Annotated in this window: 18 protein-coding genes and 1 pseudogene; 11 read left to right on the top strand and 8 right to left on the bottom strand. The window is 65.7% G+C overall.

Annotation, left to right across the window (positions count from 1 at the left end; genetic code table 11):
• The first annotated feature begins 293 nt into the window (after positions 1 to 293).
• The gene (locus AB0B45_RS49885; RefSeq protein WP_358145847.1) at positions 294 to 569 is read left to right on the top strand and encodes a hypothetical protein; all 276 of its coding nucleotides are present in this window, start codon (positions 294 to 296) and stop codon (positions 567 to 569) included.
• Positions 570 to 823: 254 nt separating this feature from the next.
• Positions 824 to 1066, top strand: a complete 243-nt coding sequence (locus tag AB0B45_RS49880; RefSeq protein WP_358145845.1) for a hypothetical protein — start codon at positions 824 to 826, stop codon at positions 1064 to 1066.
• On the opposite strand, the gene AB0B45_RS49875 is transcribed toward AB0B45_RS49880, so the two are convergent.
• Positions 1044 to 1529, bottom strand: coding sequence for a DUF1062 domain-containing protein (locus AB0B45_RS49875; RefSeq protein WP_358145843.1), 486 nt, complete (start codon positions 1527 to 1529; stop codon positions 1044 to 1046). The two genes, AB0B45_RS49880 and AB0B45_RS49875, sit on opposite strands and share 23 nt — an antisense overlap.
• A gap of 849 nt (positions 1530 to 2378) precedes the next feature.
• On the opposite strand from AB0B45_RS49875, the gene AB0B45_RS49870 reads away from it, so the two are divergent.
• The 3 genes from AB0B45_RS49870 (at position 2379) to AB0B45_RS49860 (ending at position 4705) form a co-directional block, all read left to right on the top strand.
• Complete coding sequence (locus tag AB0B45_RS49870) at positions 2379 to 3263, top strand: DUF2268 domain-containing putative Zn-dependent protease (RefSeq protein ID WP_358145841.1); 885 nt, start codon at positions 2379 to 2381, stop codon at positions 3261 to 3263.
• A gap of 10 nt (positions 3264 to 3273) precedes the next feature.
• Complete coding sequence (locus AB0B45_RS49865) at positions 3274 to 4032, top strand: MerR family transcriptional regulator (RefSeq protein WP_358145839.1); 759 nt, start codon at positions 3274 to 3276, stop codon at positions 4030 to 4032.
• Positions 4033 to 4177: 145 nt separating this feature from the next.
• Positions 4178 to 4705: a hypothetical protein gene (locus tag AB0B45_RS49860; protein ID WP_358145837.1), complete on the top strand. Its 528-nt coding sequence runs from the start codon at positions 4178 to 4180 to the stop codon at positions 4703 to 4705.
• Between the two features lie 411 nt (positions 4706 to 5116).
• Here AB0B45_RS49860 and AB0B45_RS49855 read toward each other — a convergent pair whose 3' ends face one another.
• Complete coding sequence (locus AB0B45_RS49855; RefSeq protein ID WP_358145835.1) at positions 5117 to 5782, bottom strand: WD40 repeat domain-containing protein; 666 nt, start codon at positions 5780 to 5782, stop codon at positions 5117 to 5119.
• 257 nt (positions 5783 to 6039) lie between these two features.
• On the opposite strand from AB0B45_RS49855, the gene AB0B45_RS49850 reads away from it, so the two are divergent.
• The 5 genes from AB0B45_RS49850 to AB0B45_RS49830 all read left to right on the top strand — a co-directional run bounded on the left by AB0B45_RS49850 (position 6040) and on the right by AB0B45_RS49830 (position 8855).
• Entirely contained in the window at positions 6040 to 7368 is a 1329-nt protein-coding gene (locus AB0B45_RS49850) for an IS630 family transposase (RefSeq protein WP_358145833.1), read from the top strand.
• Positions 7369 to 7446: 78 nt separating this feature from the next.
• The gene (locus AB0B45_RS49845; protein WP_358145831.1) at positions 7447 to 7773 is read left to right on the top strand and encodes a PadR family transcriptional regulator; all 327 of its coding nucleotides are present in this window, start codon (positions 7447 to 7449) and stop codon (positions 7771 to 7773) included.
• The gene (locus AB0B45_RS49840) at positions 7770 to 8126 is read left to right on the top strand and encodes a DUF1048 domain-containing protein (RefSeq protein WP_358145829.1); all 357 of its coding nucleotides are present in this window, start codon (positions 7770 to 7772) and stop codon (positions 8124 to 8126) included. Before AB0B45_RS49845 ends, AB0B45_RS49840 begins: the two co-directional genes overlap by 4 nt.
• A 1-nt stretch (position 8127) precedes the next feature.
• A complete protein-coding gene (locus AB0B45_RS49835) occupies positions 8128 to 8454 on the top strand; it encodes a DUF1048 domain-containing protein (RefSeq protein WP_358145827.1) in 327 nt (108 codons plus the stop codon).
• Positions 8455 to 8486: 32 nt separating this feature from the next.
• Positions 8487 to 8855, top strand: a complete 369-nt coding sequence (locus AB0B45_RS49830; protein ID WP_358145826.1) for a hypothetical protein — start codon at positions 8487 to 8489, stop codon at positions 8853 to 8855.
• Between the two features lie 107 nt (positions 8856 to 8962).
• Here AB0B45_RS49830 and AB0B45_RS49825 read toward each other — a convergent pair whose 3' ends face one another.
• The 4 genes from AB0B45_RS49825 to AB0B45_RS49810 form a co-directional block, all read right to left on the bottom strand.
• Positions 8963 to 9433, bottom strand: a complete 471-nt coding sequence (locus tag AB0B45_RS49825; protein WP_358145824.1) for a hypothetical protein — start codon at positions 9431 to 9433, stop codon at positions 8963 to 8965.
• Between the two features lie 164 nt (positions 9434 to 9597).
• On the bottom strand, positions 9598 to 10314 hold the full coding sequence (locus tag AB0B45_RS49820; protein ID WP_358145822.1) for a hypothetical protein: 717 nt from the start codon (positions 10312 to 10314) through the stop codon (positions 9598 to 9600).
• A 17-nt stretch (positions 10315 to 10331) separates the two neighbouring features.
• A complete protein-coding gene (locus tag AB0B45_RS49815) occupies positions 10332 to 10652 on the bottom strand; it encodes a hypothetical protein (protein ID WP_358145820.1) in 321 nt (106 codons plus the stop codon).
• Positions 10653 to 10953: 301 nt separating this feature from the next.
• Positions 10954 to 11793, bottom strand: a complete 840-nt coding sequence (locus AB0B45_RS49810) for an IS5 family transposase (protein ID WP_358145818.1) — start codon at positions 11791 to 11793, stop codon at positions 10954 to 10956.
• A 449-nt stretch (positions 11794 to 12242) separates the two neighbouring features.
• On the opposite strand from AB0B45_RS49810, the pseudogene AB0B45_RS49805 reads away from it, so the two are divergent.
• Positions 12243 to 13082 (top strand): annotated as a pseudogene (locus AB0B45_RS49805) (IS5 family transposase); the annotation flags it as partial.
• 238 nt (positions 13083 to 13320) lie between these two features.
• Here AB0B45_RS49805 and AB0B45_RS49800 read toward each other — a convergent pair.
• Together AB0B45_RS49800 and AB0B45_RS49795 are read right to left on the bottom strand one after the other, a co-directional pair.
• Positions 13321 to 14634: a HAMP domain-containing sensor histidine kinase gene (locus tag AB0B45_RS49800; RefSeq protein ID WP_358145816.1), complete on the bottom strand. Its 1314-nt coding sequence runs from the start codon at positions 14632 to 14634 to the stop codon at positions 13321 to 13323.
• Positions 14627 to 15289 (bottom strand): response regulator transcription factor, encoded by a 663-nt coding sequence (locus AB0B45_RS49795; RefSeq protein ID WP_358145814.1) that lies wholly within the window; start codon positions 15287 to 15289, stop codon positions 14627 to 14629. Before AB0B45_RS49795 ends, AB0B45_RS49800 begins: the two co-directional genes overlap by 8 nt.
• Positions 15290 to 15317 lie beyond the last annotated feature (28 nt).

Below are 15317 nucleotides of genomic sequence, written 5' to 3'. Positions count from 1 at the left end.
GTGGTCGCCGCCGGGCCCGGCGAGCAGCTCACGATGTGGCTGGTCACCCCGTGACATCAGCGAGCGGGCGAAGACGCCGGGTTCGCCGGGCGCTCCGCCAGGCGCATGAGGTGGCGATACCTCAGTGTGGGTGCTCGGGTGTGCAGCGTCTCCTGGGCGTCACCACTCCCGGAGACCTGCGTTACGCGGTGTGCCGGCGGACTCGTGGCCTTCCAGGGTGCGGTCCCGGATGTACTCGCGTTCCACCCCCGACAGGGCGGGCGAGCGTGATGGCCGACTCAAGCTCGGGCCGGATGGTGGCCCTGGTGGAGATCTTCTCGGAGAACACCTGGCTCACCCCGGCCGCGGCGAGCGCGTCGTTGGATTTTCCGCGATTGCTACGGGGACCCTACGCGGGCGGCGTGGCGCCAGCCGGCCGCGGCGGCCTGGTGGTCACGGAGTTGGGCGCTGATGGGCCTGCCAGACTGGTCAGGCGGTCTGTCAGCTCGGCGAGTTCGTTCTCCCACCCGGTCGGCGGCCCGTCGTTGGCGCCCTGGTCGACGCAGTCGGAGCCGATCGCGGTGATCTAACGTCCGGCGGCCGCGGTCACCGGTGCCCGCGGCGGGTGCGATGCACCGGATAACGTGCCCGAGTAACACATCGCCCCTGAGGACGGATCCGCTGGTCGGCCGTGATCGTTCGGGCCCCATGTACGTGATAACAGACCATTATCACGTACATGGCTTGCCGTCTGCGGTGCCATCGTGGAGCCGGTGATGAAGGCCGAGGTTCCGGTGGCGATCAGGTCTGCTGCGGTGTCGCATCAGCGGTCTGGAAGCAGGACTTGCTGCAACATGAGGGCAAGCCCGCATACAGCTTCACCCTGACCTGCTGGGAGGGCATGGCCTACATGATCGTCCCCGAGCCCCGCTATCTGCCTGCGCTGGCCCGCTCCGCGCACACCGTGGCCGCCGGGGGCGACTCCATGCCGCCGGAGCCGCCGCTGGACGAGGCGTATTTCGCACGGATGCTTGATGGGATCGCGCGCCGCGGCTACATGCCCGCTAGTCCCCGGCCATCACGGTAAAGGTGAATCCGGCGCTCGTCGGACGGCGCAGCGGAATGTCGCACTTGATCCGGCGCAGCACCTCGTTCCTGCTGAGGCCGAGCCCTTGCGCGATGAGCCGCTCTGGGCGCACCGGCGCCGGGTCCTTGAAGACGACCTCCACCTGGATCGGCCACGCCTCGTCGAGCCATGCCGACGGGGTGTCCAGCCGCCAGGCTCCATTCCAGTCCAGGGTGAAGCGGTTGCGCCGGGCGAGCAGCGGATCCAACAGCCTGGACGCCACCAGCTCCGGATCGTTGGCGTGGTAGCCGTCGAGCTCGGCTGGATCGAAGGATCTGACCGGCGCTCGCTCGTGCACGGTGAGCTTGCTCGTCCGATCGCAGGACACGCAGCGGACCAGCAGCCACACGTCCAGCAGCTTGCCGTTGGCGTTGACACGGAACCTGCCCTCGTCGGTGGTGGCCGACTCCGACCGGCAGTCCACGCACCGCAACGACAGCAGAGGCAGCCTGGTCCGACGAACGACCCAGGGCAGCGCAGTATGAGGTTGTGAAGACATGATCTCTCTAGACCTGACACGAGGCCGATTGCGCGCGGCCTCAAACGCTGTATGACCGGGCGCGCACGGGCAGCCCGGCAGAGCCGACCGGAGGGTCGACTTGAAGGTGAGCGGAAGAAAGTGTCAGGTCTAAAGAGCAGGCGGGGTCACGCGGTTTGTCCTCTGTCCTCACTGCGACGGGGCCGCAGGCAACCTACGGGAACGCGGAAGGAAGGCTCAAACGGTTTTCCGGCGGCGGTGGTCCCTGTCGCCAACTCAGGTGTTGTCATGGTGGGGAAGGCCTCTTCTCCTTCCTCGCACTGGCCGTCGTCGACAGGCTCCCGATGGCGCTGATCTCGGTCGGCGCGTGGAGGACCGACGTGACCTGGCTGCCCGCGATCGCACGACGGGCTCCTTATACCGCAGCTTCTCCCTCAGGGGCTGGAACACCCCGCACTCGTACACGCTCCGTAGAATCCGCAGGCGACGTCTGCTGTCGGCCCGGTAGAGCAGGTCCACCAGCTCGGCCGGGATGATTCCCCCGACCGGGACGGTTTCACCGAGCGCATTTCGCAGTTGGCGACGGCGGGGGTGCAGCGGTGGATGCTGTTCACCGCGGACTGCAAGACCGAGGAGCTGCGCACACTGGAACAGCGGCTGACCAAGTTGCGTGAGTCCATCGCAGCGGCGAACCGCCGGTCATGACGGGACTGGGTGACGGCATGCCGGCCGTACTTCGACGAAGAGCGCCGCTGGTTTGACCTTGACGCTGCGTCAACTTCTAGCATCGGGGCCATGTCGATCACTGTTCTTGACACCTACTCCGCCATGAGGCGGATCCTGCTGGCCCCGGTCGCGGACCGCGTTGACCTGCTGCGTTCGATGCTGGAGCCCACCAGGGGCATGTACCGCTACTACCCCGGCGAGGTCGACCTGGTGGCCATGCACCTCGAAGCGTCCGGGTTCCCCATCGACCGCGACGAGGAGCGTTGCCTCGACGCGCTCGAAACCCTGGCGGCGGCCGGAGCCTGGGAGCGGATGCAACGCGCCCTCGACGAGGCTCTCACCGTACTGCTGGAGGCGACGCCGGGGCTGGAGGCCCCGGACATCACCGTGCTGTTCGTCCTCGGCGATCCGGGTGACGAGCACTTCATGGGCCCCTGCCGAGGAGTGACCGGGTTCGGCGGCATCTCGGGCCACATCGTGATCACGCTCTGGCCCTTCCCCGAGAACGTGGAGCGGCTGGAGGCCACCGCCGTGCACGAACTCAACCACAACCTGCGGTTCGGCCCGGGCGGGGTCGTGTGGGACCCGATGACCGTCACGGTCGGCGATCACATCGTCTCCGAGGGCCTGGCCGACGCCTTCGCCCGACAGCTCTACGGCGACGAGCTCGGCCCCACCCGCATCGGCGTGCCGCACCTGCACGACGACGAGATCTTCGGCAAGGTACTCACCGGGCTCGACGTGACAGGCATGCAGAACTTCACTGCCTGGGTGCACGGCGACCCCAGCGCCGAGCGCTTCGGCCTCACCCCGGTGGGACTGCCGATGGGCGCCGGGTACGCCGCGGGCAACCGGCTGGTCGACGCCTACCTGGCGGCGACCGGGCAGACGGCGGCGCAGGCCCTGCACGCCGAAAGCTCGGAGATCATCGCAACCACGCTCCGCCGCGGGTAACACTGGAACGATGGAGTGGACGATCCAGGAACTCGCGACGAGGGCCGGCATCACCAGCCGCACCCTGCGTCACTACGACCGCTTCGGACTCTTGGCCCCGTCCCGGGTCGGCGAGAACGGGTACCGCTACTACAACCCCACCGCGGTCGCGCGGCTACAGCGGATCCTGCTCATGCGCCAGCTCGGCATGGGCTTGCCGGCCATCGCCGAGGTCCTGGCCGACGAGGTGGACACGTGCGACGGGCTCCGCGCCCACATCGCCGCACTGGAAGAGGAACGGGACCGCATCGAACGGCAGATCCGGTCTGTGCGTCACACGCTCGAGGCCCTGCAGGCGGGGGCGGAACCGCGGATGGACGTTATGTTGGCGGGGTTCAACGACCGCTACAAGGACGAGGTGATCTCACGCTGGGGCGAGCGCGCGTTCCAAGTGAGCAACGACTGGTGGCACGGCAAGACCCTTGACCAGCAGCGGGCCTGGAAGCAGGCCACCGAAGACCTCGTCGCCGCATGGGTCGCCGCAGCGAAGGCCGGGGTTTCTCCGACATCGGAACACGCTCAGTCACTGGCTGCCCGGCACGTCCAGTGGCTGAGCCAGATCCCGGGTACCCCCACGGCCGAGGGCGACCGGGAGCGCTCGATCGAGATGGTGAAAGGTCTGGGGGACATGTACGTCGACGACCCCCGCTTCGCCGGCATGTACGACGACGCCGCGGGGGCGACGTTCGTCCGCGACGCACTGCAAGCGTACGCGCGGACCCGGATGTAGCTCGTGTGGCTCGCAGAAATGGTCATTATCTTGAGCCGCTGATCGTTGTAGGGCCTCTGACCTTGGCGGCCTCGTTGGAGACGGTGTCGGCAACGAGGCCGTGGGCAGCCTTGGGACCGGTAATCAACACGGGCCGATCGGCCGGATGACCTTTATCACCCCCACCAGCGGCCAGGCGGGCACTCAGACCCACACCTACGACGAGCGCAATCGCCTCACCTCAGGCGCCGGCGTCGACTACACCTACACTGCCCGCGGCACCCTGGCCACCGAGACGAAGGACGGCGCAATCCGCCAGTTGACGTTCAACGCCTTCGACCAACTCGTCAATGACGGCGAACTTGCCTATACCTGCGACGCCCTCGGTCGCCTCACCAGCCGCGCCAAGGCCGGCGCCACGCAGCACTTCGCCTACTCCGGCCTGGCCAACGACGTCGCCGCCGTCACCGACAACGCGGGCGCTGTCCAGTCAAAGTATGGCCGCGACCTCGCGGGCGGCGTTCTCGGGGTGCTGGAAGGCGCTGGCGCGGCGGTCAGCGCCGTGACTGACCTACATGGCGATCTGGTCTGCTCGGCGCACCGGTCGATGGGGATCAGGGTGCCGTCCAGGATCACATACGCGAGTCTCTCGGCTTGGGCGCGGTCGAGGGCTTCGTGTAGATCAGGGGTTTGAGCTGCGAGAACTCTGATGCCTTCGTGGACGTAGCGGTAGGCGGTGGCCCGGGAGATGCGATGGTCGCGGCCGAGCTTGGGAACGTCGTGCTCGCCGCGGAACCAGCGCAGCACCATGACTGCTTGCCGAAACGGGCTCAAGGCTCGGCTACCTTGCGGGGTTCCACGCAGTCGGCGTTCTTCGTTCAGGAGCCGCGCGACGTACCGAACGAATGCGCGTGAGACGTCGAGCGTGGCACGATGAGCAATCACGTGGAGCCTTCCGGTCGACTGAGATTCTTGTGGTGAGACCTCTTCTACCGGGGGCTCCACGTGTGTTTCCGGCCTTCAGCGACTCCTCCCGAAAGGCCCGGAACGCCACGGACGGCGTCCAAGAAATCCCAATCGCCCGAACTGTTTCGCTGAGGTCACCTCAATGTTCGCGCGGCGCCGGGGTGTTGGTGAACACGGCGATGTCGCGGTCAAAACAGACGATGACGTGTCCGTCTACGCTGATTGCCACCTCTGTTACGGGTTTGGGGAAGTGCAAGTCGGGTCCGATTTGCCTGCGGGTGGTGAGCTCCCACACGCGTACCGTCTGGTAGCTGGTGGTCACAGCGATGGGTTGACCGTTCACTGTGGCGGCGGCAACCGCTCCGGTGGCTCTGGTGGGAAGTCCGCCGAGGGCGTTGCCCGTGGCCAGGTCCCATATCTTCACGGGGTCTGAGCTGTTGCCGCTAGCTATGATCGCGGCCGGCCGATCGCCAATGGTGGTGACGGCGAGGTTTTGCACGGATTCGCCGTGCCGATCGGCGGGGGAGGTAGTGGTCGACCGGTCGGTGGTGAGGTCGAGTACCCTGAGGGTGCCGTCTTGGGTGACGGTCAGGGCGACTGGTCGGCCGTTGAGGGTGGTGGCGCCGACTGCGCCCGTCCAGTGCCGCTTGCCAGCGCGGGATGCATCGATCTCTTCGCCTGTGTTCAGGTTCCACATGCGGATCGTTTCGTCGTAGCTGCCGGTCACGGCCACCGACTGCCCGTCGAACTCCACTACAGCAGCCATGCAGACAGCGTCGGTATGACCGGTGAACGGCCCGCCCATCTGCGTCCCCGAGCTGAGATCCCATACTCGGACGGCCTACTTCTTCGACGTCGACGAGGTAGCCGACCGGCTCTTGTCCTTTCAGGACCGCTCCAACGCGACCGCCAAACCTTTCGACTGGACCTTCAGCCGCACACACCTCAACCAGCTACTGACCCGGCTCAACCATCACGACCGCCACGCACCCCCGACGAACTAACGGGCGCGACCACTAGTCCTCGCCTTTAATGCGCGTCATAAGTCGCTACAGTGTTGTGATGGCGCGTTCTGGTCCTCAGGCGGTTCAGATCATCCTGTCCGATCGCGAGCGTGATCAGCTCACGCAGTTGGCGGTGGGCTCCTCGAAGCTGGCCTGGCGGGCGCGGTTGGTGCTGGCCTGTGCGGAGCCGGGCAGCAGCAATGCGGGGGTGGCTGCCGCGATGGGTGCGACGCCGGATACGGTGCGCAAGTGGCGGAGTCGGTTCGCGGACTCGCGGCTGGCGGGGCTCGCCGATGAGGCGAGGTCGGGCCGGCCCAAGGCCGAATTGACACTCGATGATGACGAGCGTGCCGCGTTGACGCGCTGGGCGCGGCGGGCCAGCAGCGCCCAGGCGTTGGCGCTGCGGTCGAAGATCGTGCTGGCCTGCGCGGAGGGTGCGAGTAACGCTGAAGTGGCCGCCCGGTTGGGGGTGGGCGCGCACATGGTGGCCAAGTGGCGGCGGCGCTTCACCGAGTTGCGGCTGGACGGGCTGATCGATGAGCCGCGGCCGGGCCGTCCCTCGACGATCACCGATGACCAGGTCGAGCAGGTCGTGGTCGATACCTTGGAGTCGACGCCGGCCGGCGCGACGCACTGGTCACGCGCCTCGATGGCCAAGCGGTCGGGGCTGTCGCCTTCGACGGTGGGGCGTATCTGGAAGGCGTTCCGGCTCAAGCCACATCGGGCCGAGACGTTCAAGCTGTCGAAGGATCCGCTGTTCATCGAGAAGGTCCATGATGTCGTCGGGTTGTATCTGAATCCGCCCGAGCATGCCGTGGTGCTGTGTGCGGATGAGAAGTCCCAGGTCCAAGCCCTGGATCGGTCGCAGCCGGTGCTGCCGATGATGCCTGGCATGCCTGAGCGGCGCACCCATGACTATGTGCGTTACGGCACCAGCAGCCTGTTCGCGGCGTTCGACATCGCCGACGGGAAGGTGATCGCCTCGATGCACCGGCGGCATCGGTCGGTGGAATGGCTGAAGTTCCTCAAGAAGATCGACCGCGAGGTGCCTTCCCACCTGCATGTGCACATCGTGTGTGACAACTACGGCACTCACAAGACCCCGGCCGTCCAGGCGTGGCTGAGCAGCCATCCTCGTTTCCACATGCACTTCACGCCGACCAGCGCCTCCTGGCTGAATCAGGTGGAACGCTGGTTCGGGCTGATCACCGACAAACTTATCCGGCGAGGCGTCCATACGAGCGTCACCGCGCTGGAGAAGGACATTCTGGCGTGGGTAGACACCTGGAACGCCGATCCCAGGCCGTTCGTCTGGACCAAGACAGCCGAAGAGATCCTCACATCTCTGGAATTACTTCTGCGCCGCATTAAAGGTGCGGAACACTAGGCATTGGTTCACTACTCTGTGGTACCGTGTAGTGGTACTCGGTACTACAAAGTACCAGGAGACCGAAGAGGACCCACGATGGACGACCTGACGGAGATGCTGAAGGGCACGCTTGAGGGCTGCGTGCTTGAAATCATCGGCAGCGAGGAGACCTACGGGTACGCCATCACGCGTCGGCTGAACGAACTCGGCTTCGCCGACGTCGTCGAGGGGACGGTTTACACCATCCTGCTGCGGCTGGAGAAGAACGGGCTCGTCCAGGTGGCGAAACGACCGTCCGGGCTGGGGCCACCGCGCAAGTTCTATGCGCTCAACGACGCGGGGCGCGAAGAACTCGCGACGTTCTGGGCGAAATGGGAGTACATCACATCACGGATCGACAAGCTCAAGGAGGGCGGGAGATGAACTTCTGGGAGACCATGACAGGCAGCGATCTCACCAGGGAATGGAAGGCGTTCGAAGCCCGGGCCGAGGCATTGCCGGCCGACTACCGGGCGGCGTGGGAAGAGATCAAGGGTCATCTTTCTCCCTACTCGGACTTCACAGGTCGAAACCTGATGCCGATTCTCGACAATGCTCTGGGGCTGCTCGAAGAGACAGCGTCCGATGGGCAGAGCATTCACGAGGTGCTGGGTGACGACATCGAGGGCTTCTGCGCGGCGCTGGCCGGCGGAGAAGGGGCTCGGAGCTATCGCGACCGGTGGCGCGAGCAGCTGAACAGGAACGTCGCAAAGAAATTGGGCCGGCTAGGAGGCTGACGTGGGCATCCAAGACATCATCGAGGGCAAGAAGCAGTGGCGGGCGCACATGGCGCGGGTCAAGGCGCTCCCGCCGGACTATCAGATCGTCTACAAGGAGATTCAGAGGTACATCTTCAAGGTTGGACCGATCGACTTGCTTGACGGGCCCCTGCTCTCAGGGGTCATCGATTTCTTCGAGGAGGGCGTCGTAGCCAACAGGGGAGTGCTGGAACTCATCGGCAAGGATGTCGCTGCCTTCTGCGACGACCTGATCACGGACTCGCGCACCTACGCGGACATCTATCAGGAGTCCATCAGCGGGAAACCCGGCACGGCCGAGAAGTAACACCCGTCGACCGGTGCTGGCGGAGTTCTTCGATGAGTGAGCCGAAGGAGAACATCGGGCCCCTGGCCGTCGACAGCCTGCTTGCCGCTGCGCGCGCCGAGTTGCGCCGGTTGTCTCCCGCCGAAGCCGCCGTCGCGGTCGCCCGCGGCGCTCGGCTGGTGGACACCCGCCCGCCCTTCCATCGGGCGGCCGACGGTGAGATCCCGGGCGCGATCGTCATCGAACGTAACCATCTGGAATGGCGTCTCGACCCTGCCAGTCTAGCCCGCATCCCCGAGGCGACCTGCCGCGACGCCGGCATCACCTGGGACGAGCTCGCGCCGCCGCTGCGGGTCGCTCGGCGTCCGGGTCGCCGCTGCCGCGCTCGACGGCCGGGCGGGGGGCGGACAGGTCGGCGGTGATGGTGCGGGCGTTCTGCGTGCGGGCCGGCCAGCGGCGTTGTGCGGCGATCTCCCGGCCGCTGAGGGCTCCGTCGACCGCCGCGCGGGCCTCTACCCCAAGGGCCGGGTCAGCCGCAGTGGCCCTTGGGGATGTTGTTGGTGAAGGTGTTGTTTCCCGCGTCGGTGTCGCCGTAGGCAGCGACGCATCTGCCGGCGGCGCGGGCCTTAACCGGCCCCGCGTAGTACTTGTAGTTCTTTCGGTCTCGATAGGCCTCGGCGACCCGGTTGCCTTCGAAGATCTGCAGGTCAGCGGTGGTTTGGGTGGGCGTGCCTACGGCGACGGACTTGATCGTGACCACGCAGTTGTAGCCGTTGGAAGCGTTGTAGAGGAGGTACAACTGGCCACCCGTGGTGCTCACGCCAACCCTCGTGGGCTGCAGCGGGGACGAATCGATCACCCGGTAGCCAGACCCGCAGACGCTGGTGGGGGTGTAGGGGTTGACGGAGGCTAGGGCCGTGCCTTGAGAGGTCAGTGCCAGGCCCAGGGCGGCCGTGGCAACGGTGGCCCTGGTGGTGAGGCTGGTGCGGCGAAACGCCATATGTCAGTGCTCCTTGTACGGCTGGTCACAGCACTAACGATCTTGATGGCGGAGTCTTACGGGAGAGCGTCACGCGTATGTACACGCCCAGAACTCACCAGAACTGATCACTGACCTGGTCCAGCCGCTCCCATCCGGCGCCGTGGAAGGCAACGTGACGAGGGTCAAGGCTCGTCAAGCGCAGCCGATACGGGAGGGTCAATGCGGAAGAGGAGGGCCACGCTTGCGAGATGCAGGAGAAGGATGGCGATGCCCGCCGTCATGATCGCGTGTTGGTCCCACCAGGCCGTTCCTTCGAGCTGTTCGGCCACCCCGCTGTGGAACACGCTGGTGTCGCTGTGGTGCGTGGCGGACTCGAACAAGGACAACGTGTACGGCAGTCCGACAGACCCGACCACCAAGCCGATCCACACCTGCGCACGTGCGCGGGAAAGATGCAGGATGAGCCCGGCCACCACGACGGGGACGGCAGGGACCACGAGATATTCGAGGTGGGCCTGCATATCTAGGAGGAAGGGCTGGGGGAACGGGTCCAATCTGGCGGAGCAGCAGCCACCCCAGTTCACTCCGGCGTAGAGCAGGAGGAAGGCGGGGGTGAGCAACATGAGCAAGGCCGCCTGGCGGGGCGGGTGCGCCCATAGGGGTGGGCTTACCGGGTCGATGTGTTGTTTTTTCTGATGCCCGGCCGACCACGCCACCCCGTGCTTACCGGTCAGCAGGATGAGGCCAAGGATCTGTGCGAAGGACCCGAGCACCAGGAGTACGGCGCGCACAGGCTCGTACCAGCCGGGGTAGGTGACGTCGATGAAGACCTCCAGCCCTTCGTTGCCGGGCACGAAGAAGAAGTCGGCTTCTTTCGTGAGGAAGACCTGCCAGAGCATGGGCACGTAGACGGCGGTCAGCCCGGCGGTTCCGCGAACATGAGCGTGGGCTTGCGCGTGCCGCGCCGGACCTGCCACGCGATCACGCTGAATGCGGCTGCGCCCAGCGCGGTGAATAGCCCTAGCGAGAGAAGCTGGTCGCGGACGGCCGCGCTGAGCTGTCGTGCCGCGGAGCGCCACATCGCCGCGGAGATCTTCGAAGCGTCTTCGTACTCGGGCAGGGTGAGCGAGGTTTGCGCTGAGGTGAGAAGGACGACCAGCGCAAGTAAGGCTCCGATCGGCACCGGCGACAGCAACAAGGCGATGACCGGTTTGATCTTTCGCGGAAGAGCTCCCATGTGACCTACTACATCAGGGATTCGCCCCGGCGTTCACCGTCGCACAGTCCAGGGCAGGCACGGCAGGGGGTTGCGATCTCGCCGACGGCTGCGACAGTGAGCCCATAGGACGTGAAAAGCACCCGGGCAGCCGCGGCATCCTCCTGGAAACCGAGCCCGGATTGTTCATCCAGCCCTGCCCATAACCCGTCAGCGGGTCTGTGACCAGCCAGCCTCACCCAACCCCATCGACAAGACGGGCGTCAACTCGCGAACCGCCCTCTCAGTGGGCGTTTGATTTGAGTAGATTGCGGCTTATGTTCTAGTAAGTACCTCGCCAGGTTGGGGTGCTTTCGTCCGTTATGCGCCTGGCCAGGTTATTGATCGACGCGATGTGGATCATGGCTTGAGAGCTGGCGGGTAGGGTCTCATAATCGCGAGTTAAACGGCGATACAGCATGAGCCGGCCCAAGCTGCGTTCGACGACCCATCGGCGTTTGACGACATGGAATCCACGGGTTTCGGCTTTTCTAGAGACGACTTCGACGTCAATGCTCAATGTGGCGCCGTGTTCGATTAAGGCGTTCTTGAAGCCGGTGTCCACCCAGGTTTTGGATATCGTCGGGTAAGCGCTTTTGGTTTGGTCGAGTAGCCCTTTGCCGATCACGTTGTCAGACAGGCCTGCGGCGGCGACGGCCACAGCGAGGATGATGCCGAGCGTGTCGGTGACGATGCCGCGCTTGCGACCGACGATCTTCTTTGCGGCGTCGGTTCCTTGGCTGGTGAGGGGCACGTTGGTGGAGGTCTTCACGCTCTGGGTGTCCATCACGCACGCGGTCGGTTCGGCCGTACGGCCCTCCTTGACGCGGGCCAGGCCGGTCAGCTCGTAATTGAGCTGTGCGAAGATTCCCTCATCGCGCCAAGCCGCGTAGTAGGCGTAGACGGTGTTGTACGACGGGAAGTCGTGCGGCAGATATTTCCAGGCGATTCCCGTGCGGTTGACATACAGGATCGCGTTGAAGACGTCCCGTAGTTCGACCGAGGCCGGTTGACCGGTGGGCCGGCGGTCGAGTCTGGCCTGCCGCCAGGCGGTTAAGGTGGGTTCGATTAAGGTCCAGCGGGCGTCGGATATGTCACTGGGATACGGCTTCCGCTCGCTCATGGCGGAACTTCTACCCGATACATGTGATCGATAGTGGTCCTCGACCGGCCGGAGCTTCTATTACATTTCTAGACCAGACGGAATTCGAGCGTCATTTAATAATCAAACAGACGCCCTCATCGACGATGAGGAATGAGCAAATCCATACCGCTGGGACGAAGAGCCCAAAAGCTTGCGGCCACAAAGCGGGCACATGCCAACGAGCCATGCCTAAACCCCCACTCAGTGGGCGTTTAGGTAGGGTTCGCATGGTTAGGTCGCTATTGCTTCCCGTGGCATTCGGGGGTATTTGCGCGGCGGTGCACTCCCGCCCGCTTCGTGACGCCGATCCTGGCGACCGTTTAATCCGCTTCTGCAACCCAGATTCCGTCTGGTTTGGCGATGGTACAGAAACGCCCGAACCGTCAGATGCCGCAGACGGCAGCGCTCTTCGTGTAAAGAGCTGTCCCGTGAGCCAGCAGAAACCATACCCCAGCGACATATCCGATGCCCGATGGGCCCTCATCGAACCCACCTTAACCACTTGGCGGAAAGCCAGACTCGACCGACGACCCACCGGCCAACCAGCGACCGTCGACCTGCGCGATATCTTCAACGCCATCCTGTACATCAACCGCACAGGAATCCCCTGGAAATACCTCCCCCACGACTTCCCCAACCACCAAACCGTCTACGCCTACTACGCGGCCTGGCGCGACGAAGGAATACTCGCCCAGCTCAACTACGACCTGACCGGACTGGCCCGCGTCAAAGCCGGACGCACACCCGAGCCGACCGCCTCCGTGATCGACACCCAGAGCGTCAAGACCTCCACTAACGTGCCCCTGAACAGCCAGGGAACGGACGCCGCCAAGAAGATCGTAGGCCGGAAGCGGGGCATCGTCACCGACCCGCTCGGCCTCCTCCTCGCCGTCACCGTCACCGCCGCAAGCCTCTCCGAAAACGCCGTAGGAATACAACTGCTCAACGACGTCAAGAAAACCCACCCGACCATCACCAAAGCCTGGGTCGACACCGGATTCAAGAACGCCACAGTTGAGCACGGAGCCCGCCTCGGAATCGACGTCGAAGTCGTCCACAGAAACCCCGACGTCCGCGGCTTCCACATCGTCAAAAGGCGCTGGGTAGTGGAACGCAGTCTCGGCTGACTTATGTTACGACGACGCCTGACCCGCGATTACGAAACCCTTCCCGCCAGCTCCGAAGCTATGATCCACATCGCCTCGATCGACAACCTCACCAAGCGCATAACGGACGAAAACACACCAACCTGGCGAGTTAGGACCTTTAAGACGGCCACCGCAAGAGGTCAACCGGTTACCGCTGTGGGGTCATGCCGGGGGAGCTCGGCGACGCCCTGGAGTTCCTGTGCCCCGGCGTCGTCGCCCGGCAGCGGGCGGACGCCGCGCGCGAGCAGGGCCTGCAGCTCACTGTCGCCGATCGGCACATCACGAGCGAACGGCGCACCCAAGTCGGAGGGCTGACGCCCTGGCCAGATGGCAGATGCACAGCTTGCCCCGCTCGCGCCTACGCTGGAGGCCAGCTGAGGCGGATCACCGTGCCGCCGCCTGGCGCGTTCTCAGCGGTGACCTGAGCACCATGAGTCTGCGCGACCTGCTGCACGATCGCGAGCCCCAGCCCGGAGCCAGGCAGCCCTCTGGCTGCGCGCGAGCGATAGAACCTGTCGAAGATGCGCGGCAGGTCCTCGGGCGCGATGCCCGGCCCGTAGTCACGCACCGACAACTCGCGTGCACGCAGCCGCACCTCCACCCTGTCGTCACCGAACTTGGCCGCGTTGTCGAGGAGGTTGTTCACCGCGCGTGCCAGTCTCGCGCGCACGCCGACCAGCGACATCTCCTCGAGGTCGAGGGCGAAGGAGACAGCGGGCCAGTTGCGCCGCGCCCTGGCCACGCAGTCGGCCACCAGCGCCTCCAGCCGCAGCTCCTCCAGGTCGGTCGGCCTCTCCTCTCCGCGCGCCAGCTCGATGAGGTCGTTGACCAGCGCCGACAGCTCAATCGACTGCCTGCGCAGCGCGCCGCCGATGCGGGCGCGCTGCTCAGCGGACAGGTCGCGGTCGAGAAGTCCGGCGTTGGCGCGCAGCGCGGTCAGCGGGGTGCGCAGCTCGTGCGAGGCATCGGCGACGAGCTGCCGCTGCGCGGTGACCGAGCGGTCCAGCTCCGCGAGCATGGTGTTGAAGCTGGCCGACAACCTGGCCACCTCGTCCTTGCCGCGCACCTCGATGCGATGCGAAGGGTCTCCGGTGGCGGCGATCGTCTCGGCGACCGAGGTCAGCCTGGAGATGGGCCGCAACCCGGTACGGGCCACCACGTAGCCGGCGAACGCCGCCAGCAACACCCCGCCACCGCCCAGCACCAGCAGCGCGGTGCCGATCCGCTTCATCCCGCGGTCGGCGGTGTCCGAGCGCACGGACACCATCACCGCGCCGCCACCCTGCAGGGGCGCGACGTAGCTGCGGATCGGCTCGCCGCCGAGGGTGCCGTTCACGAACAGCGGCCCTTTCTCGCCGCGCGCCACCTGGCGAGCCTGCGAAGGTACGGCAGGCGTCCCCTCCACCGGGTCGACCACCTCGCCCGACGGCTCAAGGAGCTGCACGCACCCCGGCGACGACAAGTGGGCGCACTCGGTCGGCTGGGGCCGGTTGCCCGCCTTGATCTGCAGTTGTACCCGCGTGGAGCTGCGCACCAGGCTGAGGTCCAGCTCGCGGTTGAGCTCCCTGCCGACGATCAGGTAGGCGGCGGCGGTGACTGCGATGACCACGACAGCCACGGCGAGCGCGGCTGTCGCCGCCAGGCGGGCCCTGATGGGCGGGTGGCTAAGCATCGCGCAACACGTATCCGAGTCCGCGCACGGTGTGCACCAGCCTGGGCTCGCCCAGCTTGCGTCGCAGGTAACCGACGTAGACCTCCAGCGAGTTGGTCGAGGGGTCGAGGTCGTAGCCCCAGACCCTGTCCACGATCAGCTCGCGGGTGAGCACCTGGCCGGCGTTGGCCATCAGCAGTTCGAGCAACGCGAACTCGGTCCTGGTGAAGTCGATGATCCGCCCGGCGCGCCTGCCCTGCCGGGTGCGGGTGTCGAGCGTGAGATCGCTGAAGGCCAGCACGTCAGGCGTCGCCGGGTAGGCGCGCCGCAGCAGCGCGCGCAGCCTGGCCAGCAGCTCGTCGACGTCGAACGGCTTGACCAGGTAGTCGTCGGCCCCCGCGTCGAGCCCGTCGATCCGGTCGACGACCGCGTCGCGGGCGGTCAGCATGAGAATCGGCACCCGGTCGCCCTCGACCCGTAGGTGGCGGCAGAGGGCCAGCCCGTCGAGCACCGGCATCAGCACGTCGACGATCATCGCGTCCGGCTGCCAGTCGACGGTCATGGCGAGACCCTCGCGCCCGTCACGGGCCACGGCGACCTGGTAGCCGTCGAGCTCCAACGCCGTGGAAACCGCCTCGGCCACCCCGGCGTCATCATCGACCACAAGAACCCGCATTCGGCCGAGATTACCTTCTTAGTTTTCT

Origin of the sequence: Nonomuraea sp. NPDC049152, from assembly GCF_040648355.1 — a bacterium.
Classification (GTDB): domain Bacteria; phylum Actinomycetota; class Actinomycetes; order Streptosporangiales; family Streptosporangiaceae; genus Nonomuraea.
The sequence above is the reverse complement of the archived record's forward strand: the minus strand, read 5'-3'. Positions and strand labels throughout refer to the sequence as shown.